A 21,091-nucleotide genomic window follows, 5' to 3' on the forward strand; every position below is an offset into this window, starting at 1 on the left:
TTTCGGCTTAGCCGAAATTCTTCGCTAGACTTTCTTTAATCTTTTCTATAAACGGCTCCATTGATACCTCTAAATTAAATCCCTCTCTTTGTTTTATCCCCCACATCGGTTCAGGAAAATACTCATCGTTTTCAAAGCGTGCCATAATATGCCAATGGACACGTGGAAGCATATTACCAAAGGAAGCGATATTGATTTTAGCAGGATTAAAATAGGCAATCATCTCTTTTTCGATAATGTCTAGGGCATCCCATATCGCTTTTTTTTCTTCAGCACTACACTCTGAGAACTCTTTGTGGGGTGTATGAGTAAAGATTTTGAGCCAAGGGATTTGTGATTCGTGAAGTTCGATGTAAATAAGAGAGTTTGAGTAAATCATGGATGACCTTGTTTGTCATTCCCAACTTGATTGGGAATCCAGAAGTTTAATTAAAAAAGATGGATACCGTATCAAGTACGGCATGACGAACTAAATTCCTTTACCTGCAAAAGGAACGAGGGCACTGCCCCATGTTAATCCGCCGCCAAATGCATCGAGAAGCATCAATTCGCCATTTTGCAAGCGACCTGATTCATAGATATCATTGATTGCCATCGGAATGGAAGCTCCTGAGGTGTTACCGTATTTCTCAACGGTGAGAACAACTTGTTCTTCTTTCATGTTAAGAGCATCTCCTACAGCTTTGATAATACGATAATTTGCTTGATGCGGAACAAAATGTTTAACGGCTGATGCATCAATTTTATTCTCTTCTAATATAGCAACAACATCGCTGGTGAGGGTACGAACCGCAACTTTAAAGGTTTCATTCCCTTTCATTTTCATAAAACACGCAGAAGCTTCCAAATCATCGTGAACGGAACCGCTTCCACCGTTAGGTGACATGAGAAGATCAGCATAGGAACCATCTGAACCGGTATGAATATCGATAATAGCTTCTGACTTATCAGTAGTAGCACTTATGAGTGCAGCACCGGCACCATCACCAAACAAGATACAGGTTCCGCGATCAGTGTAATCAGTAATGGCGCTAAGCTTTTCAGCACCAATGATGAGAACATTTTTTTTCATCCCCGATTCGATAAATGCTTTAGCAACACCGAGTGCATAGACAAATCCGGTACAGGCAGCCGATAAATCAAAGGCAGTTACTTTTTCAAGTCCAAGTTTGGTAGCAATGATAGCTGCGGTTGAGGGCATACAAAAGTAATCAGGTGAAATGGTGGCACAAACAACCATATCGATATCACTCGGGTTGATTCCTGAACGCTCAATTGCTTGTTTGGCGGCATTAACACCCATATCACTAGTGGTTTCATCTATTGCAGCGATACGGCGCTCTTTTATCCCTGTGCGCTTGAAAATCCACTCATCACTGGTATCGACCATTTTTTCTAAATCAGCATTAGAGAGTATTTTAGAGGGGACATAAGAGCCTATAGAACGGAACGCTGCATACATGATTCGCCTTTGTGTGCCGAATTTTTAGTTTTTTAGTTCTTCGAGACGATTCTCAATATGTATATTTACACCGGTATCAACATAGCGAATGGCTTGAAAAATAGCATTTTTAATTGCTTTAGGGTTGCTTTTCCCGTGACTGACGATAGCGCACCCTTTGATTCCGACCAAAGGAGCACCGCCAATTTCAGCATAATCAATCTCTTTTTTGAGAAGATGAAATACTTTCCGCATCAGTAAAGCACCCGTAATAGCAATCGGTGATTTACGGATGTACTCTTTGATAAAAAAGCTAATAGTAGATGCTACACCTTCAGAGGCTTTGAGCACCAAATTTCCGATAAATCCATCACAAATAATGACATCACAAGAACCGTCAAAAATATTGTTCCCTTCAACATTACCGATAAACCCTCGTTGCCCTTCGAGTAGTTTGAAGGTCTCTTTGGTCACTTCATTTCCCTTAGAATCTTCTTCACCATTGGCAAGTAGTCCTACGCGAGGCGCTGGAATTTTGAGCATATCTTGCGCATAATAATAACCCATAATCCCAAATTGGAAAAGGTGTTCAGCTTTACAATCAACGTTTGCACCCGCATCCATTAATATACTGCGTTTACCGCTTTTAGTAGGCATGGAGGTAACAAGAGCTGGGCGTAAAACGTTTTTAAGTCGTCCTAAACGCAACGTTGCAAGTGTCATTGTCGCACCGCTGTGTCCGGCACTGACAACACCATCTGCTTCACCATTACGGACTAGTTCTACTGCTTTATAGATAGAACTCTCTTGGCGCTTCAGCGCGTCGGTTGCGGCATCACCCATATCGATGACGTCATCTGCATCAATAATCGAAATCTTATCTTTATAGCCCTTGGGTAGCAAAGATAAAATCTCATCTCTTTTGCCAACCAAAATTGCTTCAAACTCTCTCTCTTTTAGAGCTTCAATGGTTCCTTTAACAATCGGTTCGGGACCAAAGTCCCCTCCCATTGCATCAATTGCAATTTTGATCATCGATTATTTATACTCACCGGTAACTGGGTTAGCAAAATGAGACAATTTATACGTGCCGTCTTTGTCTTTTACAGGACGAGCAAGAGAAACTTTATAGTGAGTTCTGCGTTTTGCGGAGCGAGTGTGACTCACTCTTCTTTTAGGTACTGCCATTGTTATAGTCCTTTCTTTTGTGTTTTAAAATTCTTGATCTAATGTTTTGCCTTCACATTGGCTACAGCAAAAATAGTCACTTTTTAGAAGTTCAATTTCAGAAGTGAAAAGCTCTTCCATATTAATCATTGCGCTTGTTATCTCAACGATATCAAGTTCTTCCTCGTTGGTTGTGATAATACCATCCGAAAGATAAAAAGAGACCTCTTCGTCAAGGTTTCGTTCCACCATTTCAGCACATATGTCACAAGGAATTATAATGGTTCCTGATATTGTACCGTTTAATTGGGCAATATTATACTTTTTGAGAACAATTGTCCCTGTAAAAAGTGCATTATCTACTTTAACTTCAAACTCTAAGGGGATAGAGTTTAAGTGTTTAAACGGAATGAGATTCACTTAAGAGATCTCGCGACCTGAAAAGAAAAATGCGATTTCAATTGCAGCATTTTCAGCAGAATCGCTTCCATGAACCGCATTTGCATCGATATTTTCTGCGAAATCTGCACGAATTGTACCCGCTGCAGCTTCTTTAGGGTTAGTAGCACCCATCAAATCACGGTTTTTAAGGACAGCGTTTTCGCCCTCAAGAACAGTGATAACAACTGGACCGCTAACCATGAAATCAACAAGATCGTTGAAGAAAGGGCGAGCTGCGTGTACTGCATAGAACGCTTCAGCGTCTTGACGGCTGAGTTGTACTTTTTTAGTAGCGGCGATTTTAAGACCAGCAGTCTCAAAACGATCCAAAATTTTTCCAATGACACCTTTTGCTACGGCGTCAGGCTTGATGATTGACAATGTTTGTTCCATCAATGCTCCTGTTTTGTGTGTAAAAAATAGAGTGGAATTATATCGAAATAATAATTTAAGTAATATTAAAGAGAAGAGGAAATGTAAATAAGAGGAAATTTGGAGGAGAAATCCTCCAAAAATTTGTGAAATTAATCGACGACGTTTGCTTTGGATGAGCGCATTTCAGCACTGATATCATCACGGTGAGCTGGACTTTCACCCACTTCATCCCAAGTGATACAACCCTCTGTAGGACATGCAGTTGCACACGCAGGAACATCATGGTGACCAACACATTCAACACATTTATCACCATAAACGTAGTAAGTCTCTTCACCCGTTGGGTTATCATCCTCGTCTACGATCGCTTCTACTGGACACTCATCGATACAAGCGCCACAGTTAATACAGGTGTCGTTAATAACTACTGCCATAGGTTCTCCTAAATTATAAATATAGGAAACTATAACAGAAGAATTTTAAAGGTAGCTAAAAGGGGAAAAAATTATGGTGTTTATAGAAGAAGGTGTTACGACTTTATCCTATGCAATTCTCATTCCGTGGTGTACACGGAAGATTTTAGAGGTTCAAATAGGCTTTGATAGCCTCTGCTTTATCAGTTTTTTCCCAAGTAAACTCAGGTAATTCACGACCAAAATGGCCATAAGCGGCTGTTTTACGGTAAATTGGGCGTAATAAATCAAGCCCTTCGATAATACCGCGTGGGGTAAGATCGAAAAGTTCTTTGACACAACTCTCGATTTTATCTTCTGCGACCACAGCGGTTCCGTGGGTGTTTACCATAATAGAGATAGGCTGAACAACACCGATAGCATACGAGACTTGGATAGTTGCCCGCTCACACGCACCGGATGCTACAAGGTTTTTGGCAACGTAACGTGCTGCATAGGCAGCTGAGCGGTCTACTTTGGTCGGATCTTTTCCGCTGAATGCTCCACCACCGTGAGGACATGCTCCGCCGTAGGTATCGACGATGATTTTACGCCCTGTTAGACCGGCATCCCCTTGAGGACCACCGATAACGAATTTTCCTGTCGGGTTGATGTGATAGATGATATTGGATGAGCGTAAATCAGCAGGGATAACGTATTCAATAACCTCTTTAATGACATCAGCATGCAGTTTCTCTTGAGAGATTTCAGGGGCATGTTGGGTTGAGACGACAACTGTTTCAACTGAGACCGGTTTATCATCGACGTATTTAATACTCACTTGGGTTTTACCATCGGGACGGAGATAGGGGATAATCCCCTCTTTGCGTACTTGGGCTAAACGCTCTGCAAGACGGTGAGAGAGATAAATAGGTAATGGCATAAGGACATCGGTTTCACGACACGCATATCCAAACATCAACCCTTGGTCACCTGCTCCGATATCACCGCTCGCTTGGTCAACCCCTTGGTTAATATCGGGAGATTGTTCACCGATACCGTTAAGGACAGCACATGAGCGGTAATCAAAACCGTAGGTTGCATCGGTATACCCGATTTCACGAACAACTTGGCGGGCAATCTCTTGCATAGGGGCGTATGCCGTAGTTTTAAGCTCACCGGCGATAACGCAAAATCCGTTTGACACGAGTGTTTCACACGCGACACGTGCTTTGGTATCGTGCTCGATAATGTAATCTAAAATCGCATCACTAATCTGATCTGCCATTTTATCAGGATGACCCTCGGTGACCGATTCAGAGGTGAAAATGTATTCTTTAGGCATAAAAATCCTTGAAGGAAGTATTGATTTTTTTGTGGTTAATGCGGATTATAGCGAATCAGATTTTAAAAAATCTCTTTCCCAAAAAAAATCAATCCAATCGGTAGCTTCGTGTAAGGAAAAATCGGGTTGAATCAGTGCGGTTGATTTGGTAAAAAGAGAAGCCGTCTTAAAAACAACTTCGGGATTGTGTTGCTGTAATAGCGGTAAAAGGGCATAAAGTGTTTTGCCGCTATCGACAATGTCATCAACTATTAAAATCCGTTTGGAAGTTGCAAAAGTAGAGTTACCTATAATCGTTATATCGTTTCGTTGTTCCATATCGTCGTAACTTTCACATCGGATGCTTTGAAGATTCCGTACATCCAAATGCATACACAAAGCGTGGGCTAATGTCATTCCTCCGCGCGCGACGGCAACAATCGTATCAGGTCTGAAAGGTTCACAAAGTGTTCCAAGGTTCGGAATATCGTTTTTAAAGCGTTCAAAGTCATAGTATATCATCCTAAAATCATACCCTAAGTCCATTTACGCTACAATAAAGCATTAAAATTTACGAAATAACATTGTATTTGGGCTTACTGCCGAAGTAAACTAAGCGTTAGCGTAGTCAATCGGGATTCGATTCCGATGACGTATAAGGAAAAATATGTATAAATTAGCCATAATCGGTAAACCAAACGTCGGCAAAAGTTCTTTGTTTAACCGTTTACTGAAACAGCGTGACGCAATTACCTCTGAACAAGCGGGTACAACGCGTGATGTCAAAAAACGTATCGCTGTAGTTGTCGATAAACAAGTTGAAATTCTCGATACAGGTGGACTGGACGAAGGATGTGAACTCTTTGACCGTATCAAAGAAAAATCATTAAAAGCAGCGTACGAAGCCGATATCATCCTCTATATGGTGGATGGGAAAAGTTTGCCTGAAGAGGACGATAAAAAACTCTTTTATGAACTCGAATCGATGGGAAAAGCGGTTGCGTTGGTCGTCAATAAAATCGATAATGATAAGATGCAAGAGAAGTTGTGGGAATATTATGAGTTTGGAACCGACCATATATTTGGTATATCGGTTGCCCATAACCGCTCCCTTTTACCGCTCCTCAATTGGGTTGCATCAAAACTTCCAGACTCTGCAATCGTGAAAACTGAAGAGGATGAGTTGGATGAGGAAGCCGATGAGATGGATGGTTTTGATGCTGCTATGAGTGCATCAGCAGACGATGATGAGTTTGACGACGAAGATAATGACGATGGATTCTTTATCCCTGAAGAGGATGACGAGGAAGAGGATACTTCAATCGAAGTCCTCGAAGAGGTGTATCGCGGAATTGTCAAAGAGTATGAACCTGGTGATATCGATAAGATGAAAGTAGCGATTATCGGTCGCGTCAACGTCGGGAAAAGTTCGCTTCTAAATGCTCTTTTGGGAGAAGATCGCTCTGTTGTGAGTTCGGTTGCGGGGACGACCATCGATCCTATCGATGAGACCATCGAGCATGAAGGAAAAGAGATTACCTTTATCGATACGGCGGGGATTCGTAAACGGGGTAAAATTTTAGGGATTGAAAAATATGCCCTGATGCGCACCGAAGAGATGTTGGAAAATGCCGATATCGCACTCCTCGTCCTTGATGCCTCACAACCGTTTATGGATTTGGATGAGAAGATTGCGGGGTTTGTTGATAAAAATCGTCTTGCATGTTTAATCGTTCTCAACAAATGGGATATGGCTCCCAAAGAGGATTATGAGAAAATTATCGCCGAAGTACGGGATCGCTTTAAATTTCTCAGCTACGCACCAATCATCACCATCTCAGCACAAAGCAAACAACGGGTACATAAGATTTTCGAGATGTTGCTCAAAATCAATGAGAACTATTCACAACGTATCTCAACCAGTAAGCTCAATGAGGTGATTCAAGCGGCGATGCGTAAACATATCTTGCCAAGTATCAACGGTATGAACATCCGTCTCTATTTCGCGACGCAGTACGATATCCGCCCACCGCGTATTGCACTCATCATGAACAAGCCACAAGGGTTGCATTTCAGTTATCGCCGATATTTGACGAATCAGTTACGAGAACAGTTCGATTTTGAGGGGACTCCGGTACTTTTTAAAGCGAAAGCAAAAAATGCAAGCAGAAAACCGCAACCGCATAAAAAACGTTCGATGTGGTAAGTTTCACTTCTTTGCTTTGATGTTTCCCCATTCGCCCTGAGCTTGTCGAAGGGTGAATATTCACATAGATGTTCATGGTTCGACAAGCTCACCACGAACGGGTATTTTCTTCGTCATTCCCGCGAAGGCGGGAATCCAGCTTCTAAAAAAATAAAATTCATATTGATTATGCTACAATTTATTCAAACAAAAAAATAACGAGTATAAATATGAACTTGCGAAAAGAAATTGAAAAATTAATTTATTGGTATGTACCAATACTATTAGTTGCTTTAGTTTTTGATTTTATAATCGGAGCGCATATTAAATCTACTAATGATACATCATCATTGGTAGTTTGGGGATATGCAAGTGCTAGTATTATAATAAACTATCTACATCATTTTGTGATTGCAATTTGGCTTTATGTTATATCCAAACAATTGAATCAAAAATATATTTTATGGTCACTTTTTGGATTAGTAGCCCATTTATTCGCATTAGTAATTTTTCTTGTTTTATATGTATATGAAAAAAATCATGGAATAGAGAATAATGAGATTAATCAAGCACGTAAAAAACTATTTATATGGTCAAAATAATTTGATTTATTCTTTGTAGTAGTGAGCATGTCAAACCATGAATTTATCCTTTGACATATCCTATTGGGTATGACGGGGAAGATTTCATTGATATAAATTGTGCTACAATAATCTCATCAGCAAAGGGGCTAGGGATGGGCTTGAAATTTGAATGGGATGATAAAAAAGCAATTTCTAATCTGAAAAAGCATGGTGTCTCGTTCGAAGAAGCAAGTACGGTTTTTGGGGATTGGCTTGCTATTACAATCGAAGATCCTTTGCACTCTGATGATGAAAATAGATTGATTATCATCGGGAAATCCGAGTATCTCAATACTTTAGTTGTTGTCCATGTTGAAAGATACGAAGCAATTCGGATTATTTCGGCACGAAGTGCTACTAAAAATGAACAAATTTTTTATGAGGAACAGCAATGAAAAAACAACCTGATATGCTGGACGAGTATGATTTCAGCAAAGGTGTTCGCGGTAAATATGCGTCAGAGTATCATCAAGGTGTCAATATCGTTAAGATAGATGAAGATGTAACAAAAGTATTTCCCGATTCTAAATCTGTGAATGAAGCATTGCGTACTCTTATGCGTCTTCTTGCCAAAAATCACGAAATGGTTCAATCGGCATAAGCTACTTTGTTTTATAGGGTATGACAAAGATACTAAAACGGTTTAACAACCACCAGCGCGACAATACCGATCAGTAAAAGGGTCGGTATTTCATTATACATCCGAAAAAACTTCCCGCTTTTATAATTAGCATTTTCTTTGAGTTTGAGGCGATAATGTCCCAATGAAAAAAAGTAAGCGACGAGAATAGCTACTAGTGTGAGCTTGGCGTGCATAAATCCCCCCATTTTAAAGATATTGATTCCATAGTGTGCGGTTGACATCACGATTAATGCGATTCCAGAGAGTAAGGTTGCCCAAAATGCGGGGACACCGATGTATTTGTAAATCTTCATCTCCATGATTTGTATCACTTCGATAAAACCGCTGTTATCGGCATGTTCTGCATGATAGACAAAAAGACGGGGGAGATAAAAGAGTACTGCAAACCATGACACCATGGAGATAATATGAAACCAAAGCATCCAGTTGTACATATATTTTTCCTCATAATAATTTTGGAAAGATTAGCAAAAGGAAGCTAAAAGTTACAGATGTTTTTTAACAAAGGCAATAATTTGAGGGGTTGGTAAAGCTCCGCTAAACTGATCGACGATGCGGTTGTTTTTAAAGGCAATAATGGTCGGGATAGAGCGGATACCAAAGCGCGAGCCAAGTTCTTGAACCTCTTCGGTGTTGATTTTGACAAACTGTGCTTTGAGGGGGAAACTGCGTGCCGCCTCTTCGAACGAAGGTGCCATACTGCGACACGGTCCACACCATGGTGCCCAAAAATCGGCAATAATGAGACGTTCATCGTTCACCATCAGTTTATCAAACGACGTGGTGTTGAGTGAGAGTGGTTTGGTTTCGAGAAGTGAGCCTTTGCAGTGACCACACGCAGCTTTTGTGTAAGACTCTTTTAGAGGAATGGCATTTACACCCCCGCAATGGGGGCATACCACATTAATCTTATTCATTGGAGGTTACTCCGCTTCTACTTCTTCGGGGAGAGCAATATCGCGAAGAGAGGTTGCGTGGTGGTCTTTCATTTTATCGTGAAGCCGTCCGAGTGCTTTGTTCGCACGCTCGATCGCAAGATCGATAGCGGTATCAATATCGTGGTCACTATCGGAGATAACCACCGGTTGTGCGTGAGCAATATGCATATCAAATTCGACGGCAACATTTTGTTTCTCTTTTTTAATCATGACATTAACAGTGGTAATATCCAAATGGTAGCGTTTAAAATTTTCAATAGCGGCTGCGATATGGTCGTTTAGGTGAGAGGTGAGAGTAATCTCTTTTGCGCGAATTTGAACGTTCATAATAAATCCTTTATAGGTAGATATGAGCATAATGTAACACACTTTTTCTTAAGAGGAAGCTTAAGTGACATTGCGGTAGAATTATCTTTATTCAAGGAGATAAAGTGCGCGTTTTAACAGGTATTCAACCATCCGGTGATTTACACATCGGAAACTATTTTGGATCAATCCTCCCTATGATTGAATCACAAAACGATCATGAAGTATTTGCCTTTATCGCTAATTATCATGCGATGACGAGTCTCAACGACGGTGAAAAGCTCTCAAAACTGACCATGCAGGCGGCTACGGACTTTTTAGCGCTGGGGATGGATCCTCTCAAAAGTACCTTTTGGGTGCAATCGGATGTCAAAGAGGTCTTGGAACTTTATTGGGTTCTCTCAGGGTTTACACCGATGGGATTGTTAGAGCGTGCTCATAGCTATAAAGATAAAACGGCTAAAGGGATAGCATCCAATCATAGTCTTTTTTCGTATCCTGTCCTCATGGCAGCCGATATTTTACTTTTTGGTTCGCAAGTCGTTCCAGTAGGGAAAGATCAGATTCAGCATGTTGAGATTGCCCGTGATATCGCCCTTAAATTTAACAACCAATACGGTGATATTTTTACATTACCTGAATTTCGTGTCGATGAAAATGTGGCTACTGTTCCCGGAACGGATGGACAAAAAATGTCAAAAAGTTATGGCAATACGATTACGATTTTCGGCGAAGAGAAAGCGCAACTTAAAACAGTGAAGAAAATCGTAACCGAAGTAATCGGTGTCGAAGAGCCAAAAGAATTCGAAAACTGTAATGTGTATAATATTGTGAAACTTTTTTTGGATGAGAATGAGCGTGTCGCATTGCAAGAGCGCTATACTCGTGGTGGTGAAGGTCACGGGCATTTCAAGCTTTATCTCGCCGAAGTGATGTGGGAGTATTTTCGCTCATTTAGAGAAAAACGCTCCTATTATGAAGCGCACCAAGATGAGGTGAGAGAGATTTTGCAAAGCGGTGCTTCCAAAGCGAGTGCTATTGCGCAACCGATTATCGAAAAGGTCCGTTCGGTTACGGGGATTAAATACTAATCGTCATTGCGGACACGATCCGCAATCTGAGATCCTGAATCAAGTTCAGGATGACATAAATGCAGGAGAACAAATGAAAAATTACATTATCAAACAAATCGCCGATTCAGCGGCAACGAAACAAGCTATTTTAGAGAATGAACCCCTTTTGGAGTCGATTGTAGCGGTAGCGCAAGCGTGTGTAGAGGTATATCGAGCAGGTAAAAAAACGATGCTTGCCGGTAATGGGGGATCAGCTGCCGATGCACAGCATATTGCGGCGGAATTGGTTGGGCGTTATGGATTTGATCGACCTTCTATCCCTTCATTGGCATTGACCACCGATACTTCTAACCTCACCGCTATCGGTAATGATTATGGTTATGACAAGGTATTTTCTCGCCAGTTAGAGGGGATGGGACAAGAGGGGGATATTTTTATCGGTATCTCTACGTCAGGGAACTCTCAAAACATCATTAACGCTTTTGAATCAGCTAAACACAAAGGGATTACAACGGTAGCACTTGTCGGGCGTGATGGTGGAAAAATGGCCAATATGGCGGATTACGCGATTATCATCCCTTCCAATGCGACACCTCGTATTCAAGAGTCTCATATTTTAATCGGTCATATCCTCTGTGATATCATCGAAAAAGAGCTCTTTGCAGGTGGAGTTGCGTAAGGTGCACAAAGCTTTATTTCTGGATCGTGATGGTGTCGTCAATGTGGAGAAAAATTATCTCCATAAAATCGATGATTTTGAACTCATGGAGGGGATCATCGAGGTGTGCCGTAGGTATCAAGAGCAGGGGTATCTGATTATCATCGTCACGAATCAGTCAGGGATTTCAAGAGGGTATTACACCGAAGAGGATTTTGCAATTTTGAGTCGCTGGATGGTGGAACATTTCAAAAGCTTCGGTATCGAAATCACCCATATTTACTATTGTCCTCATCATGAGAGTATCGATGGAGTATGCGAATGTCGAAAACCTGAACCCGGAATGTTTTTAGAAGCGCAACAAACCTATAATCTTGATATGTCTGCATCGGTGATGATTGGAGATAATGAGCGGGATATTGAAGCATCATTGCGTGCCGGAGTGAAAACAAATATTCTATTATCATCCGATGTGACTGTATCAAAAGCAGAGCGTATCATTACCTCATTGAAAGAGCTTTTGTAATGGTTATACTCAATACCGGCGGAACCTTTAATAAACGTTATGACCCGATAGGGGGGGAGTTGTTTGTTCCGCGTGATAATCGTGCTGTTGAATCGATTTTACAATCACTGGTGATTGATATACGCATTGATGGAGTTATTTATAAAGATTCGTTAGAGATGGATGATGCGGATAGAGAAATACTTTGTGAAACGATTCGGCAAAGTTCTGAGACAAGCGTTATCGTTGTTCACGGTACCGACACGATGGAGTTAAGTGCCGAAGCAGTTGCAGTAATGAATCTGAAAAAAACGGTGGTTTTTACCGGTGCAATGGTACCGTTTCATATTGATCCGATTGAATCAACGGCAAATCTGGCAATGGCGATAGGGTTTGCTCAGCGTTCATGCAGTGGGGTTTATATTGTGATGCAAGGGGTATGCGGACAATACAATCATGTATCTAAAAATCGAGAAATCGGAAAGTTTTACTATGTCCAAAGTTAAATGTGACCATTGTCACTTAGAATTTTCAGATTCGGTAATGATCCACGATGGCGATCATCGCTTTTGCTGTAAAGGGTGCCAAGGGATTTTTCATCTTCTCCAAGATGAAGGGCTAGAGAGTTTTTATGCCAAAATGGGAGACACCACTCTCGCTCCTCCAACGGAGCAGTTTGAAGCGAGTACCAACTTTGATACCCCTGCATTTGCCGAGCGTTTTATTACGATGGATAAAGAGGGGCTAAAACAAGTCTCTTTAGTAATTGAGGGGATACACTGCGCGGCATGTGTATGGCTCAATGAAAAAGCACTCCATAAGTTACCCGGTGTCATTGAAGCCCATATCAATTACACCAATAATAAAGCTCGTATTACATGGGATGGTGACACTCTCAAGCTCTCTGCGATTATCGATATGATCCGTGCTATCGGATATAACGCATTTCCGTATGATGCAACGTTTCAAGAGGTGAGAGCCAACAAGGAGCGTAAAGATTACTATTTGCGGATGGCGGTAGCGACGTTTGCGACGATGAATATGATGTGGATTGCCGTGGCTCAGTATGCGGGGTATTTTACCGGTATTGCACAAGATGTAAAGACGATTCTCAATGTTGCCGAGTGGTTTTTAGCAACTCCTGTCCTATTTTACAGCGGATGGGTCTTTTATCGCGGAGCATATTACGGTTTACGCAACAAAGCGGTAACGATGGATTTGCTTGTGGTGACGGGTTCAAGTTTGGCGTATCTTTATTCTATTTATATTACTGTTTTTGAAAAAGGGGAAGCCTATTTCGATTCGGTAGCAATGATTGTCACTTTTGTACTATTCGGGAAATTTTTAGAGGTCTTAAGCCGTAAAAATGCTGCTGATACCCTCGATGTTATGAGTAAACATATCCCGAGCGAAGTGAGCATTGTCGAGGGGGAGAGTGTTCGAGAGGTAAATGTTTCTGAGGTCAAAGTAGGGGATGTTATCCGTATCCGTAGTGGAGAGAAAGCCGCTATCGATGGAGAGGTGTTAAGCGGTGAGGGGAGTTTTGATGAGTCCAATCTCACGGGGGAATCAGAGCCGATTTTTAAACGTGTCGGGGATTTGATTATCAGTGGGACAACCAGTATCGATGCGGTAGTGAATTATCGTGCGAGTAAGGATTTTGCCAATTCAACCCTCTCGCATTTGGTCAATCTGTTAGAGAATGCGATGTCGAAAAAACCCCATATCGAGCAGTTGGCAAATCGACTGTCTCAACATTTCTCTTCGACCATACTTTTTTTAGCGATTGCAACGTTTTGGATATGGTATTTTTGGCCTCATTCTTTTGATCGCTCTCTCATGGTGGGGATTTCGGTCATCATTATCGCTTGTCCGTGTGCTTTGGCATTAGCGACTCCGGTGGCAACGCTGGTGGGATTAGCCTTGGGGGCGAAGCGGGGGATACTCTTTAAATCAGCCGCTCAAATCGAGACGATGGCAAAAGCGACGATGGTAGTGCTCGATAAAACAGGGACGATTACTCAGGGGCGACCTGAAGTGGTCTATGCAACTATCCATAAAGGGTATGATGTTAAAGAGCTTTATTCCCTCGTTCGTGCCTCTAAACACCCAATCAGTCGAGGGGTGGCGGAGTATTTAGAACGGTCTGAGGGGATGTTTGAACAAAGCTCATTAGACGAAGTGCGTGAGATTTCAGCACGGGGAGTTGTCGCACGTTCTAATACTAAAATGATTGCCGGAGGGAATGCTTTACTGATGGATGATTTGGGGATTAAAATCGAATCTTTTAGTGAGCAAAGCCTTTTTTATTATGCGATAGAGGGAGAACTTATTGCCACGTTTGAGCTTAGAGATTTGCCAAAAGAGAGAGCTCTTGAGTCGATTGAAGCATTAAAACAATTCGGGCTACGTATTGTAATGCTCACCGGAGATCATGAGAGTGCTGCAATGCGAGTAGCGGGTGAAGTGGGTATTACAGAGGTGCATGCACACCTAATTCCAGAGCAGAAGGCTGAGTTTATAGCACAAGCTCATAATGAGGGGTATGGTGTGGTAATGGCGGGAGATGGGGTGAATGACCTCTTAGCACTTGCGCGGGCTGATATCGGGATTGCTATGGGGAGTGGAAGCGATATTGCTATCGAAGTGAGTGATGTAGTATTGCTCAATGACTCATTGACCTCACTCGTAGAGGCGTTTGCAATCAGTCGCCGTACGTATGGATTGATTAAGCAAAACCTTGGAATTTCATTGCTCTATAATAGCATTACGATACCATTGGCGATGATGGGGTATGTGATACCGCTTATAGCGGCGATTTCAATGTCGTTTAGTTCTTTATTGGTGGTTAGCAACTCGATGCGAAGCCGATGGATGTATAAATAATTTTGTCATTCCGTGCTCGACACGGAATCTAAAAAGATAGATCCTGAATCAAAGTTCAGGATGACAGTGCAAAAAGGAAAAATTATGGATTCTTGGGTAATTGCAATGATGCTAGGGGCTTCATTGGTATTGGGTGGTATTGCGTTAATTGCTTTTTTATGGGGCATTAAAAACGGTCAATTTGATGATGAAAAGAAGATGATGTCGCAAGTACAGTTTGATGATGAAAAAGATTTGAATGATTTAGCAGATCAACAGAAAAAACGGGAAGCACTAAAAAAGAAAGATTACAGACCGGAATAAAAAAACTAAAAGAAAAATGGATAAAGAACCAAAGGGATAAACCCTTTGGTGTTTAAATTATTTGATTCCTGCTACGTATGATGCAACTGCTTTGATATCAGCGTCAGACATTGCTCCAACTTGACCTTTCATCAATGCACCCATACCCGCTTTGTTTTGTGTACCAGCTTTGTATGCTTTCAAAGAAGCTTCGATAGTTGCTTCTGATTGACCTTTTACGATAGCTGATTTACCAAGAGCCGCTTTTTCGAAAGAAGCACCGTGACAAGCAGCACATTTAGCAGTAAGTGCTTTTCCATCAGCAGCCATCATTGATACACCAGCGAATAACATTGCAAGAGCAATTTTTTTCATTTGTTTTCTCCATATTAAAAATTTCGGTGATATTATAATCCTATCAATCTTAAAGCACTCCAACTGTTTCACCTTTAATAAAGAGTTTGTTACAATATGATACTACCTTTAAGAAGGATTCTTTATGCTCTATAGCAATGTTGATTTTAACACCAAAACTATTCTCATTACGGGAGGGGCAGGATTCATCGGTTCCAACCTCGCTTTTTATTTTCAAGAGAACTATCCTGCGGCGCATGTAGTGGTTTTGGATTCATTTCGCTCCAATCTCACCCTATCAAACGGTAATCTTAAAAGTTTCGGTCATTTTAAAAATTTATTAGGATTTCGCGGAACGGTGATTAGCGGCGATATCAATGATAAAGCTCTTTTGCTCGATTTACGTGAGCGTTATACATTTGATTATATTTATCATGAAGCGGCGATTTCAGATACAACGGCGTTGGAACAGGATTTGATGATTCAAACCAACGTTAATGCGTTTGGAGATTTACTCGATGTAGCAGTGGCTCATGGGGCTAATATGATTTATGCTTCATCGGGTGCTACTTATGGAGATGCCCCCTCTCCTCAGAGAGTGGGACGGGAAGCCCCTCAAAACGTTTACGGTTTTTCGAAGCTAATGATGGATCATCTAGCAGGTAAATATAGCCAAAAACATAACCATATTAGTATCGTCGGATTACGCTATTTTAATGTTTACGGCCCGCGCGAATTTTTCAAAAATAAGACAGCATCGATGGTGGTGCAATTCGGTCATCAGCTTTTAAGCGGTAAAAATCCGAAACTCTTTGAAAATTCCGATAAGATTGTTCGTGATTTCATCTACATTGAGGATATCATGCAAGCCAATATTTTAGCGGCATCTCCTCGTCAATCGGGTGTATTTAACGTAGGGACAGGGAATGCGCGATCGTTTCAATCGATGGTAGATATTCTCCAAAGCGAGTTGGGAACATCGTATGTGTGTGAGTATGTCCCGAACCCTTTTATCGGACGTTATCAATTCCACACCGAAGCAGATATTCAAACAACACGTGACGTTTTAGGATATGAGCCCCGTTTTAGTTTTGAAGAGGGGATAGCAGCTTATATTCCAGAGATTAAACGTCTGTTTGCGGAGGAGCTTTCATGATGCGCCATTTTAAACCTCGTATTCTCGTTATCGGTGATTTGATGATTGACCACTATTTGTGGGGAGGGTGTGAGCGTATTAGTCCCGAAGCACCGGTACAAGTGGTAGATATTGCCCGTGAAACGACGGTACTTGGAGGGGCTGGGAATGTTATCAATAATCTAGCGGCACTCGGTTCGAGCGTATTTGTTGCCGGTGTTATCGGAGATGATGAGATCGGGGAAGAGCTTCAAAAAATGTTGAATAATCTCGGTGTCTCTACGGATGGTCTAGTGATTCAAGAGGCTCGTAAAACTTCCAAAAAAAGTCGTATCGTAGCATCAAATCAACAAATCCTCCGTTATGACCGTGAATCGAAAGAGGCAATTTCTGAATCCTCTGCTCACGCCGTAGTAGCGTATGCCGCAAGTATTATGGATCAATGCGATGTCGTTATTCTCTCAGATTACGGCAAAGGGGTCATTACTGACGCTGTTGCGCAGGGGATTATTTCCCATGCTCGTGCTTTTGGGAAAAAAGTATTGGTCGATCCTAAGGGGAAAGATTACACCAAATATCGGGGTGCTTATCTTCTTACTCCAAACAAAAAAGAGGCTTCAGAAGCAACGGGAATGTCGATTAATGATGATGTGTCGTTACGACAAGCTCTTTTATCTTTGAAAGAGACGTGTGATTTGGAGTGTTCGATGATTACCCTCTCTGAAGATGGTATTGCAATCGATGATGGGACAATGCGCCGTTTTCCGACGGTGGCTCGTGAGGTGTTTGATGTGACGGGGGCTGGTGATACGGTCATCGCGTCACTCTCCTTTGCTCTCTCTTGTGGTATGAGTATTGATGACGCTGCCAAGTTCGCTAACCGCGCGGCTGCCGTGGTGGTGGGTAAAATCGGTTCGGCTACCGTAACGCTCGATGAAATAGAAGAGTATGAAGCATCACTTCATCAGAGTGATTCGCGCGATCATCTCAAAACACACACTCAAATTGTGGAGATTGTAGAGCGTCTTAAAGCGAAAAACAAACGAATCGTCTTTACCAACGGCTGTTTTGATATTCTCCATGTGGGTCACGTCAAATATCTTCAAGAGGCAAAAAGCTATGGGGATGTATTGATCGTCGGGCTCAATACCGATAATTCTGTCCGTACCCTAAAAGGACCGACCCGTCCAGTGAATAGAGAAGAGGATCGTGCCTATATTTTAGGCGCATTGGAAGCGGTCGATTATGTGGTCCTTTTTAGTGATGAGACTCCGTATGAGTTGATCAAAAGTATTGCCCCCGATATCCTCGTCAAAGGGGGAGATTATGAGGGAAAAGCGGTTGTTGGAGCAGAATTTGCTAGTGAATTACGACTGGTTCAATTTGTCGATGGTAAAAGTACGACAGCAACAATAGAAAAAATTAATAAAGGGACAACATGCTAAAAAAGATAGCATTAACATTATTGGTAAGTACCGCTCTTTTTGCGGAGAATCATGTAGGTATCAATGTAAACGAACACGATGTAGGTGGCGATATTCGCTTGGATTTGGGACGTATGGGTTATGCGATAAACAATGCTTATATCGGTGCGCGAGTGCTCAATGGAGATAAAAGAAACAGTGATACGATTAATGATACTGATCCATTACTAGAAGCTTCTTTTATGGTGATGCAATCTGTACGTGGAGTACCAGAACTAAAAGTTGGTTTTGGGGTTAAAACTGAATACACTAAGATTGACGGGTCGTATTATCTCGCTGCTCCTTTAGGTGTTGAGGGTGAATTACAACTTCCACTTCAGCTCCCTTTTCCTACCTATATGAACGGTGCTTTTTATTATGCACCCTCAGCACTTAGTTTTCAAGATAGTGATGGGTATACGGAGATTCGAGTTGGAGTAGATTTTGAGCCGATAGAGCATGCGCGAATTGGTTTTGGGTACCGCAGTATCGATACTGATTTGATCATGCGTAATGTTACCTATAACGATTCATGGTATTTTAATATGAGACTCGATTTTTAAATAATCTTCTTTATTGCTTCTATCACCTCATTTGAGGTAATACTTGTCATACACTCATGATGTCCCAACGGGCATTCGCGCTTTTTATTGTTCTAACGTCTTCGAAGCGAAGCTCCGTAGACTACGCTAACGCTGTGTTTCACTCGGCGTGATGCCCTTGAAGCGCGATAGTATTAACAGCTTTAATCACCTCATCTGCGGTAATACTTGTCATACACTCATGATGTCCTAACGGACATTCGCGCTTCATACACGGTGCACACTTCATATCGTGTCGTACAATGATACTTTTTTCATTCATCCATTGGGAAGTCTCTAAATGACGTGTCGGTCCGAATATTGCAACGGTGGGGACTTGATACGCTGCCGCAACGTGCATAGGACCGCTGTCGTTGGTGATAAAGAGATCCAACCCGCCGATAAAGCTACACAACTCCACAATCGATGTTTTCCCTGCAAGATTGGTAACATTGATCCCCTCTAGGCGAGATTCAATATCGTTTGCCATCCCCACTTCATTGGGTCCTCCGAAGAGGATAATTTCAAAACGATCACTGTAGGCGCGTGCCACTTCGGCAAATTTGTCCGGATACCACCGTTTGGCACTCCCATACGTTGCCCCAGGATTAATCCCTAATGTTGGACGCGAAAAGCGGTGCGGTGGGATATGAAGTTTGAGGTTTTCGATGATGAGCAAAGCGGAGCTAAGGCTTTGGGCAATATCACGATATTGTTCTACCAGATGGGAGGGGTGTGAAGGTGTGATAGCATGTGTGAGTAGCAATGATGAATGCCAACTTTTGCGCCCTGCTGTGATTGGTGTACCGCTCCAATAGAGGAGCAGTGATGAGTGGAGCTGATTGCGAAAGGTAATCGCTATATCATGCGCACCCAACTCTTTTGCAAAATTATAAGTATTGAGGAGACGATTTCCCCCTTTTTTTGTCTCATCGATAATATAGCGTTTGCATTGAGGGTGATATTTTAACGCTTCGATACTCACGAATGATCCCACTAAAGTGAGTTCGGCTTCAGGGTAGATTTTACACAGTGCTTCGATTGCAGGGGTCGCCATCACTGCATCACCGAGCCAGTTGGGGAGGATGATGAGTATTTTCATGACTCTGCCTTATAGGTATAGATAGGGGAGGAGGTGGGAGTCCATGTGATATGTAACTCTCCTCTATGGGTGGAGCAGATCAGGTTGTATTCATTTGATCGTTGCGTATAGCGGATAAATTGGGCATCCTGTAAATGAGAAACCATCGTTTTATACGCTTCAAAAGCGCTTCGCTTCCGGATAAGCCCTTCACGATTATCGATTAAACCGTATCCAGGAGCGATGAGTTGATGCCAATAAACACAGCTCACTTGTTGTGAAGCAAAGGCGAGAAGATGGTAGCGAACCATGTAATCACTGTAATCCTCTTCGCTGACACACTCATATTCACTCGTTGGAGCATAAGGGGCAGTCCCTTTTATCGGCCAGTTGGTTTCGGTGATGATAAGTTCCTTAGAGACTTTAGGACTTAGAGAGATCAAACTGCTTAAAAGGTTGATTTTTTCCATAAGGGAAAACCCCATTTGTGTATTTTCAGGTGCTCCGCGACGATCGACATAGAGGAGACTTCCGAGTGCGTCAAATTTGATTTTTGCGAGGTTAAAGAGGGTGTGCGCAGTGAAATGGTACTCGAAATCGATTACGTTCGAACCGATAAGTTTGAGATGGGGAAAGCGTGTTTTTTTCAGCTCATACGCAACAGCATAAAAATCGAGGTATTCGTTGACACTGAAAAATCCCCATTTAGCGCGGTTAATGGTACTACCGATAACATAGGTAGTGCAGAGACCCTCCAGTGCTTCGAAAATTTGGATGAGATGATCTTTAGTGAGGGTTGGAGAGGTGATATGTTCACGATCTTGCAACAGCGCAACCGTAATCTCTTTGTTCGTAAAACTACGGATAAACGCGACGTATTCATGTAGCTTCTCCATCTCCCACAACGGAATGCGGATAAGAAGTTTTTTGACACCTAACTCATCAATTAAGTAAGGGGTTGTATTGGGCTCTTTGTCCAGATTCACCCCCATTCCGAAAAATGACTCCCCTGTAAGAGAGCGGCGTGGAATAAATGGTATCAATAGTATGGCTATTGGGAGGAGGATGAGGGCAATAAAAAATGTTTTAATAAGAGAGGGGAGGGCACTGCGACGCATGGCACGTTTAAGTGCACGATCACGAATAATAGAGGGCTGGTCGGAGTAGTAATCCCAAGAAAATGGTTGTTTCATATACGTATTATACCGTTATCTTTACATCGAATCGGGTAAAATACC

Annotated in this window: 28 protein-coding genes; 13 read left to right on the forward strand and 15 right to left on the reverse strand. The window is 42.0% G+C overall.

Annotated elements, in window-relative coordinates; translation table 11 throughout:
* Window positions 1-7 precede the first annotated feature (7 nt).
* From PHC76_RS01480 to PHC76_RS01520, 9 genes are all read right to left on the reverse strand, one after another.
* Window positions 8-379 carry an HIT family protein gene (locus PHC76_RS01480; protein WP_299970678.1) on the reverse strand — a complete coding sequence of 124 codons (372 nt, stop codon included), beginning with the start codon at window positions 377-379 and terminating at the stop codon, window positions 8-10.
* 90 nt (window positions 380-469) lie between these two features.
* Window positions 470-1,462: a beta-ketoacyl-ACP synthase III gene (locus PHC76_RS01485; RefSeq protein WP_299970681.1), complete on the reverse strand. Its 993-nt coding sequence runs from the start codon at window positions 1,460-1,462 to the stop codon at window positions 470-472.
* Between the two features lie 24 nt (window positions 1,463-1,486).
* Window positions 1,487-2,476, reverse strand: a complete 990-nt coding sequence (gene plsX, locus PHC76_RS01490; RefSeq protein WP_299970684.1) for a phosphate acyltransferase PlsX — start codon at window positions 2,474-2,476, stop codon at window positions 1,487-1,489.
* Window positions 2,477-2,479: 3 nt separating this feature from the next.
* Window positions 2,480-2,629 (reverse strand): 50S ribosomal protein L32, encoded by a 150-nt coding sequence (gene rpmF / locus PHC76_RS01495; protein ID WP_299970687.1) that lies wholly within the window; start codon window positions 2,627-2,629, stop codon window positions 2,480-2,482.
* Between the two features lie 24 nt (window positions 2,630-2,653).
* The gene (locus tag PHC76_RS01500) at window positions 2,654-3,028 is read right to left on the reverse strand and encodes a hypothetical protein (protein ID WP_299970690.1); all 375 of its coding nucleotides are present in this window, start codon (window positions 3,026-3,028) and stop codon (window positions 2,654-2,656) included.
* Window positions 3,029-3,442, reverse strand: coding sequence for a nucleoside-diphosphate kinase (gene ndk / locus PHC76_RS01505; RefSeq protein ID WP_299970693.1), 414 nt, complete (start codon window positions 3,440-3,442; stop codon window positions 3,029-3,031). It abuts the gene before it with no gap.
* Between the two features lie 131 nt (window positions 3,443-3,573).
* Complete coding sequence (locus PHC76_RS01510) at window positions 3,574-3,858, reverse strand: 4Fe-4S dicluster domain-containing protein (RefSeq protein WP_299970696.1); 285 nt, start codon at window positions 3,856-3,858, stop codon at window positions 3,574-3,576.
* Window positions 3,859-4,003: 145 nt separating this feature from the next.
* The gene (metK, locus tag PHC76_RS01515; protein WP_299970699.1) at window positions 4,004-5,161 is read right to left on the reverse strand and encodes a methionine adenosyltransferase; all 1,158 of its coding nucleotides are present in this window, start codon (window positions 5,159-5,161) and stop codon (window positions 4,004-4,006) included.
* 45 nt (window positions 5,162-5,206) lie between these two features.
* On the reverse strand, window positions 5,207-5,662 hold the full coding sequence (locus PHC76_RS01520; protein ID WP_299970702.1) for a phosphoribosyltransferase: 456 nt from the start codon (window positions 5,660-5,662) through the stop codon (window positions 5,207-5,209).
* 145 nt (window positions 5,663-5,807) lie between these two features.
* Between PHC76_RS01520 and der the strand changes: the two genes are divergently transcribed.
* The 4 genes from der to PHC76_RS01540 all read left to right on the forward strand — a co-directional run bounded on the left by der (window position 5,808) and on the right by PHC76_RS01540 (window position 8,549).
* The gene (gene der / locus PHC76_RS01525; RefSeq protein ID WP_299970705.1) at window positions 5,808-7,346 is read left to right on the forward strand and encodes a ribosome biogenesis GTPase Der; all 1,539 of its coding nucleotides are present in this window, start codon (window positions 5,808-5,810) and stop codon (window positions 7,344-7,346) included.
* A 209-nt stretch (window positions 7,347-7,555) separates the two neighbouring features.
* Window positions 7,556-7,927, forward strand: coding sequence for a hypothetical protein (locus PHC76_RS01530; protein WP_299970708.1), 372 nt, complete (start codon window positions 7,556-7,558; stop codon window positions 7,925-7,927).
* Between the two features lie 134 nt (window positions 7,928-8,061).
* Window positions 8,062-8,343: a BrnT family toxin gene (locus PHC76_RS01535; protein ID WP_299970711.1), complete on the forward strand. Its 282-nt coding sequence runs from the start codon at window positions 8,062-8,064 to the stop codon at window positions 8,341-8,343.
* On the forward strand, window positions 8,340-8,549 hold the full coding sequence (locus PHC76_RS01540; protein WP_299970714.1) for a hypothetical protein: 210 nt from the start codon (window positions 8,340-8,342) through the stop codon (window positions 8,547-8,549). The genes PHC76_RS01535 and PHC76_RS01540 overlap by 4 nt, the downstream gene beginning before the upstream one ends.
* A 32-nt stretch (window positions 8,550-8,581) precedes the next feature.
* On the opposite strand, the gene hemJ is transcribed toward PHC76_RS01540, so the two are convergent.
* Genes hemJ through raiA form a run of 3 tightly spaced genes read right to left on the reverse strand, consistent with a single transcriptional unit; the run spans window position 8,582 to window position 9,856 of the window.
* Window positions 8,582-9,025: a protoporphyrinogen oxidase HemJ gene (hemJ, locus tag PHC76_RS01545; protein ID WP_299970717.1), complete on the reverse strand. Its 444-nt coding sequence runs from the start codon at window positions 9,023-9,025 to the stop codon at window positions 8,582-8,584.
* 51 nt (window positions 9,026-9,076) lie between these two features.
* Complete coding sequence (gene trxC / locus PHC76_RS01550; RefSeq protein ID WP_299970719.1) at window positions 9,077-9,508, reverse strand: thioredoxin TrxC; 432 nt, start codon at window positions 9,506-9,508, stop codon at window positions 9,077-9,079.
* 6 nt (window positions 9,509-9,514) lie between these two features.
* On the reverse strand, window positions 9,515-9,856 hold the full coding sequence (raiA, locus tag PHC76_RS01555) for a ribosome-associated translation inhibitor RaiA (protein ID WP_299970721.1): 342 nt from the start codon (window positions 9,854-9,856) through the stop codon (window positions 9,515-9,517).
* Window positions 9,857-9,960: 104 nt separating this feature from the next.
* Here raiA and trpS point away from each other — a divergent pair, with 104 nt between their 5' ends.
* The 6 genes from trpS (at window position 9,961) to ccoS (ending at window position 15,260) form a co-directional block, all read left to right on the forward strand.
* On the forward strand, window positions 9,961-10,926 hold the full coding sequence (trpS, locus tag PHC76_RS01560; protein WP_299970723.1) for a tryptophan--tRNA ligase: 966 nt from the start codon (window positions 9,961-9,963) through the stop codon (window positions 10,924-10,926).
* A gap of 73 nt (window positions 10,927-10,999) precedes the next feature.
* The gene (gene gmhA / locus PHC76_RS01565) at window positions 11,000-11,587 is read left to right on the forward strand and encodes a D-sedoheptulose 7-phosphate isomerase (protein WP_299970726.1); all 588 of its coding nucleotides are present in this window, start codon (window positions 11,000-11,002) and stop codon (window positions 11,585-11,587) included.
* Between the two features lies 1 nt (window position 11,588).
* A complete protein-coding gene (gmhB, locus tag PHC76_RS01570) occupies window positions 11,589-12,092 on the forward strand; it encodes a D-glycero-beta-D-manno-heptose 1,7-bisphosphate 7-phosphatase (RefSeq protein ID WP_299970729.1) in 504 nt (167 codons plus the stop codon).
* Complete coding sequence (locus tag PHC76_RS01575; RefSeq protein WP_299970732.1) at window positions 12,092-12,577, forward strand: asparaginase domain-containing protein; 486 nt, start codon at window positions 12,092-12,094, stop codon at window positions 12,575-12,577. Before gmhB ends, PHC76_RS01575 begins: the two co-directional genes overlap by 1 nt.
* On the forward strand, window positions 12,564-14,957 hold the full coding sequence (locus tag PHC76_RS01580; protein ID WP_299970734.1) for a heavy metal translocating P-type ATPase: 2,394 nt from the start codon (window positions 12,564-12,566) through the stop codon (window positions 14,955-14,957). Before PHC76_RS01575 ends, PHC76_RS01580 begins: the two co-directional genes overlap by 14 nt.
* An 84-nt stretch (window positions 14,958-15,041) precedes the next feature.
* Window positions 15,042-15,260 (forward strand): cbb3-type cytochrome oxidase assembly protein CcoS, encoded by a 219-nt coding sequence (gene ccoS / locus PHC76_RS01585; protein WP_299970736.1) that lies wholly within the window; start codon window positions 15,042-15,044, stop codon window positions 15,258-15,260.
* Between the two features lie 57 nt (window positions 15,261-15,317).
* Here the strand turns inward: ccoS and PHC76_RS01590 are convergent, their stop codons facing one another.
* On the reverse strand, window positions 15,318-15,614 hold the full coding sequence (locus PHC76_RS01590; protein WP_299970740.1) for a c-type cytochrome: 297 nt from the start codon (window positions 15,612-15,614) through the stop codon (window positions 15,318-15,320).
* Window positions 15,615-15,738: 124 nt separating this feature from the next.
* Between PHC76_RS01590 and rfaD the strand changes: the two genes are divergently transcribed.
* From rfaD to PHC76_RS01605, 3 genes are read left to right on the forward strand one after another with little or no spacing between them, the layout of a single operon-like run.
* Window positions 15,739-16,749, forward strand: coding sequence for an ADP-glyceromanno-heptose 6-epimerase (gene rfaD / locus PHC76_RS01595; RefSeq protein ID WP_299970743.1), 1,011 nt, complete (start codon window positions 15,739-15,741; stop codon window positions 16,747-16,749).
* Window positions 16,749-18,173 (forward strand): D-glycero-beta-D-manno-heptose-7-phosphate kinase, encoded by a 1,425-nt coding sequence (rfaE1, locus tag PHC76_RS01600; protein WP_299970886.1) that lies wholly within the window; start codon window positions 16,749-16,751, stop codon window positions 18,171-18,173. The genes rfaD and rfaE1 overlap by 1 nt, the downstream gene beginning before the upstream one ends.
* Complete coding sequence (locus tag PHC76_RS01605; protein ID WP_299970747.1) at window positions 18,167-18,754, forward strand: YfaZ family outer membrane protein; 588 nt, start codon at window positions 18,167-18,169, stop codon at window positions 18,752-18,754. Before rfaE1 ends, PHC76_RS01605 begins: the two co-directional genes overlap by 7 nt.
* A 139-nt stretch (window positions 18,755-18,893) precedes the next feature.
* On the opposite strand, the gene waaF is transcribed toward PHC76_RS01605, so the two are convergent.
* Entirely contained in the window at window positions 18,894-19,874 is a 981-nt protein-coding gene (waaF, locus tag PHC76_RS01610; protein ID WP_299970750.1) for a lipopolysaccharide heptosyltransferase II, read from the reverse strand.
* The gene (locus PHC76_RS01615) at window positions 19,871-21,046 is read right to left on the reverse strand and encodes a glycosyl hydrolase (RefSeq protein ID WP_299970753.1); all 1,176 of its coding nucleotides are present in this window, start codon (window positions 21,044-21,046) and stop codon (window positions 19,871-19,873) included. The genes waaF and PHC76_RS01615 overlap by 4 nt, the downstream gene beginning before the upstream one ends.
* Window positions 21,047-21,091 lie beyond the last annotated feature (45 nt).

It is taken from the genome of Sulfuricurvum sp., from assembly GCF_028710345.1.
In the GTDB taxonomy this organism is placed as follows: domain Bacteria; phylum Campylobacterota; class Campylobacteria; order Campylobacterales; family Sulfurimonadaceae; genus Sulfuricurvum.

Bases quoted from the DNA above. Each gene is read 5' to 3' on its own strand.
- PHC76_RS01540 (WP_299970714.1), top strand. From the start codon at position 8,340: ATGAAAAAACAACCTGATATGCTGGACGAGTATGATTTCAGCAAAGGT.
- raiA (WP_299970721.1), bottom strand. From the start codon at position 9,856: ATGAACGTTCAAATTCGCGCAAAAGAGATTACTCTCACCTCTCACCTA.
- PHC76_RS01480 (WP_299970678.1), bottom strand. From the start codon at position 379: ATGATTTACTCAAACTCTCTTATTTACATCGAACTTCACGAATCACAA.
- plsX (WP_299970684.1), bottom strand. From the start codon at position 2,476: ATGATCAAAATTGCAATTGATGCAATGGGAGGGGACTTTGGTCCCGAA.
- trxC (WP_299970719.1), bottom strand. From the start codon at position 9,508: ATGAATAAGATTAATGTGGTATGCCCCCATTGCGGGGGTGTAAATGCC.
- rpmF (WP_299970687.1), bottom strand. From the start codon at position 2,629: ATGGCAGTACCTAAAAGAAGAGTGAGTCACACTCGCTCCGCAAAACGC.
- PHC76_RS01605 (WP_299970747.1), top strand. From the start codon at position 18,167: ATGCTAAAAAAGATAGCATTAACATTATTGGTAAGTACCGCTCTTTTT.
- PHC76_RS01590 (WP_299970740.1), bottom strand. From the start codon at position 15,614: ATGAAAAAAATTGCTCTTGCAATGTTATTCGCTGGTGTATCAATGATG.
- PHC76_RS01520 (WP_299970702.1), bottom strand. From the start codon at position 5,662: ATGATATACTATGACTTTGAACGCTTTAAAAACGATATTCCGAACCTT.
- metK (WP_299970699.1), bottom strand. From the start codon at position 5,161: ATGCCTAAAGAATACATTTTCACCTCTGAATCGGTCACCGAGGGTCAT.
- PHC76_RS01580 (WP_299970734.1), top strand. From the start codon at position 12,564: ATGTCCAAAGTTAAATGTGACCATTGTCACTTAGAATTTTCAGATTCG.
- PHC76_RS01535 (WP_299970711.1), top strand. From the start codon at position 8,062: ATGGGCTTGAAATTTGAATGGGATGATAAAAAAGCAATTTCTAATCTG.
- waaF (WP_299970750.1), bottom strand. From the start codon at position 19,874: ATGAAAATACTCATCATCCTCCCCAACTGGCTCGGTGATGCAGTGATG.
- hemJ (WP_299970717.1), bottom strand. From the start codon at position 9,025: ATGTACAACTGGATGCTTTGGTTTCATATTATCTCCATGGTGTCATGG.
- PHC76_RS01615 (WP_299970753.1), bottom strand. From the start codon at position 21,046: ATGAAACAACCATTTTCTTGGGATTACTACTCCGACCAGCCCTCTATT.
- PHC76_RS01510 (WP_299970696.1), bottom strand. From the start codon at position 3,858: ATGGCAGTAGTTATTAACGACACCTGTATTAACTGTGGCGCTTGTATC.
- rfaD (WP_299970743.1), top strand. From the start codon at position 15,739: ATGCTCTATAGCAATGTTGATTTTAACACCAAAACTATTCTCATTACG.
- der (WP_299970705.1), top strand. From the start codon at position 5,808: ATGTATAAATTAGCCATAATCGGTAAACCAAACGTCGGCAAAAGTTCT.
- PHC76_RS01485 (WP_299970681.1), bottom strand. From the start codon at position 1,462: ATGTATGCAGCGTTCCGTTCTATAGGCTCTTATGTCCCCTCTAAAATA.
- ccoS (WP_299970736.1), top strand. From the start codon at position 15,042: ATGGATTCTTGGGTAATTGCAATGATGCTAGGGGCTTCATTGGTATTG.
- ndk (WP_299970693.1), bottom strand. From the start codon at position 3,442: ATGGAACAAACATTGTCAATCATCAAGCCTGACGCCGTAGCAAAAGGT.
- PHC76_RS01530 (WP_299970708.1), top strand. From the start codon at position 7,556: ATGAACTTGCGAAAAGAAATTGAAAAATTAATTTATTGGTATGTACCA.
- gmhA (WP_299970726.1), top strand. From the start codon at position 11,000: ATGAAAAATTACATTATCAAACAAATCGCCGATTCAGCGGCAACGAAA.
- PHC76_RS01575 (WP_299970732.1), top strand. From the start codon at position 12,092: ATGGTTATACTCAATACCGGCGGAACCTTTAATAAACGTTATGACCCG.
- rfaE1 (WP_299970886.1), top strand. From the start codon at position 16,749: ATGCGCCATTTTAAACCTCGTATTCTCGTTATCGGTGATTTGATGATT.